The sequence below is a fragment of the Paracoccus onubensis genome (genome assembly GCF_003591515.1).
GTDB lineage: Bacteria > Pseudomonadota > Alphaproteobacteria > Rhodobacterales > Rhodobacteraceae > Paracoccus > Paracoccus onubensis.
Window position 1 is genome coordinate 1 of sequence record NZ_QZCG01000033.1, and the last position, 2,500, is coordinate 2,500.

The window sequence follows — 2,500 nt, forward strand, 5'->3', positions numbered from 1 at the left end:
TTGGTTGCGGGGGTAGGATTTGAACCTACGACCTTCAGGTTATGAGCCTGACGAGCTACCGGGCTGCTCTACCCCGCGCCGGTTGCAGCGCTTTTGTCTGCGTTGCTTGTTTTCATCGTTTCAGAGAGTTGCGTTTCTTTCCAGGTCTGGCGGTGACCTACTCTCCCACGTCTTTTGACGCAGTACCATTGGCGCGACGGCACTTAACGGCCGAGTTCGGGATGGGATCGGGTGTTTTGCTCGTGCTCTGGCCACCAGACCGGGAAAGAAACGCTCAGCGTTGTGTCTGCGAAGCAGACGCATGTTGTCCAAGGATGCTTTTGGAAGGGACAGGTTTCAGTCTGCCTTCTTCCGGATCAAATCAAGCCAATCGAGCCATTAGTACCGGTCAACTGAATGCATTGCTGCACTTACATCTCCGGCCTATCGACGTGGTGGTCTTCCACGGCTCTCAAGGGAGACCTTGTTTTGAGGGGGGCTTCCCGCTTAGATGCCTTCAGCGGTTATCCTGTCCGTTCATAGCTACCCAGCACTGCCCTTGGCAGGACAACTGGTCCACCAGTGGAACGTTCACCCCGGTCCTCTCGTACTAGGGGCAACTCCTCTCAAGTCTCCAACACCCACGGCAGATAGGGACCGAACTGTCTCACGACGTTCTAAACCCAGCTCACGTACCTCTTTAAACGGCGAACAGCCGTACCCTTGGGACCTGCTCCAGCCCCAGGATGAGATGAGCCGACATCGAGGTGCCAAACGGTGCCGTCGATATGGACTCTTGGGCACCATCAGCCTGTTATCCCCAGCGTACCTTTTATCCGTTGAGCGATGGCCCTTCCACTCGGGACCACCGGATCACTATGGCCGTCTTTCGACTCTGCTCGACTTGTCAGTCTTGCAGTCAGGCTGGCTTCTGCCATTGCACTCAACGAGCGATTTCCGACCGCTCTGAGCCAACCTTCGCGCGCCTCCGTTACTGTTTGGGAGGCGACCGCCCCAGTCAAACTACCCGCCACGCAGGGTCCCGGATCCGGATAACGGACCGCGGTTAGACATCAAGAGTGCGAAGGGCGGTATCTCAAGGGAGGCTCCACGGAAACTGGCGTTCCCGTTTCAAAGCCTACCGCCTATCCTGCACATCGCAATCCTGATGCCAGTGCGAAGCTGTAGTAAAGGTGCATGGGGTCTTTCCGTCTAACCGCGGGAAGTCTGCATCTTCACAGACAATTCAATTTCGCTGAGTCCACATTTGAGACAGCGGGGAAGTCGTTACGCCATTCGTGCAGGTCGGAACTTACCCGACAAGGAATTTCGCTACCTTAGGACCGTTATAGTTACGGCCGCCGTTTACCGGGGCTTCAATTCAAAGCTTGCACTTCTCCTTTTAACCTTCCGGCACCGGGCAGGCGTCAGACCCTATACGTCGCCTTGCGGCTTCGCAGAGCCCTGTGTTTTTAGTAAACAGTCGCCACCCCCTGGTTTGTGCCCCCGGCCCACAGTTGCCTGCAAACCGGGCCTCCTTCTCGCGAACTTACGGAGGTATTTTGCCGAGTTCCTTAAATGTGGTTCTCTCAAGCGCCTTGGTATTCTCTACCAGTCCACCTGTGTCGGTTTCGGGTACGGTCTTGTGGAGGGCTATTTCCAGGAACCGCTCAGCTGCCAGTTCAATCCGATAAGGACTGACAACCTCTGCGATCCGTCACCATCTCCTGGCCCAGGAATATTAACCTGGTTCCCATCGACTACGCCTTTCGGCCTCGCCTTAGGGGCCGGCTTACCCTGCTCAGATTAGCTTTAAGCAGGAACCCTTGGACTTTCGGCGACAGGGTCTCTCACCCTGTTTGTCGCTACTCATGTCAACATTCTCACTTCTGATCACTCCACCGGATGCCTCACGGCCCGGCTTCACAGTCAGAACATTGTCTCCGTTATCCCCGAAAGGACAAAAGAGACAGCGTTCTATATCACAGAACGCTCCGCTACCACGCACGTAAACGTGCATCCAAAGCTTCGGCTCGTGGCTTGAGCCCCGTTACATCTTCGCCGCAAGACCTCTTGATTAGACCAGTGAGCTGTTACGCTATCTTTAAAGGATGGCTGCTTCTAAGCCAACCTCCTGGTTGTTTTGGAAGTCTCACATGCTTTCCCACTTAGCCACGAATTGGGGGCCTTAGCTGTTGGTCAGGGTTGTTTCCCTCTCCACGACGGACGTTAGCACCCGCCGTGTGTCTCCCGGACAGTTCTCTTGGGTATTCGGAGTTTACTTAGACTCAGTAAGGCTGTGGGCCCCCATCATCCATGTAGTGCTCTACCCCCCAAGGAATACATCCGAGGCGCTACCTAAATAGCTTTCGCGGAGAACCAGCTATCTCCGAGTTTGATTGGCCTTTCACCCCTAGGCACAAGTCATCCCGACCCTTTTCAACGGGTGTGGGTTCGGCCCTCCAGTAAGTGTTACCTTACCTTCAGCCTGCTCATGCCTAGATCACTCGGTTTCGGGTCT

Annotated in this window: 1 tRNA gene and 2 rRNA genes (1 of these 3 cut by a window edge); all 3 read right to left on the bottom strand. The window is 55.2% G+C overall.

From position 1 onward, the window contains the following. Position 1: 1 nt before the first annotated feature. Positions 2-78: transfer RNA gene (locus D3P04_RS22920), tRNA-Met, on the bottom strand. Between the two features lie 66 nt (positions 79-144). Continuing rightward, positions 145-259 (bottom strand): 5S ribosomal RNA (rrf, locus tag D3P04_RS22925). Positions 260-357: 98 nt separating this feature from the next. Then, positions 358-2,500: ribosomal RNA gene (locus D3P04_RS22930) — 23S ribosomal RNA — on the bottom strand; it runs 689 nt beyond the window's last position.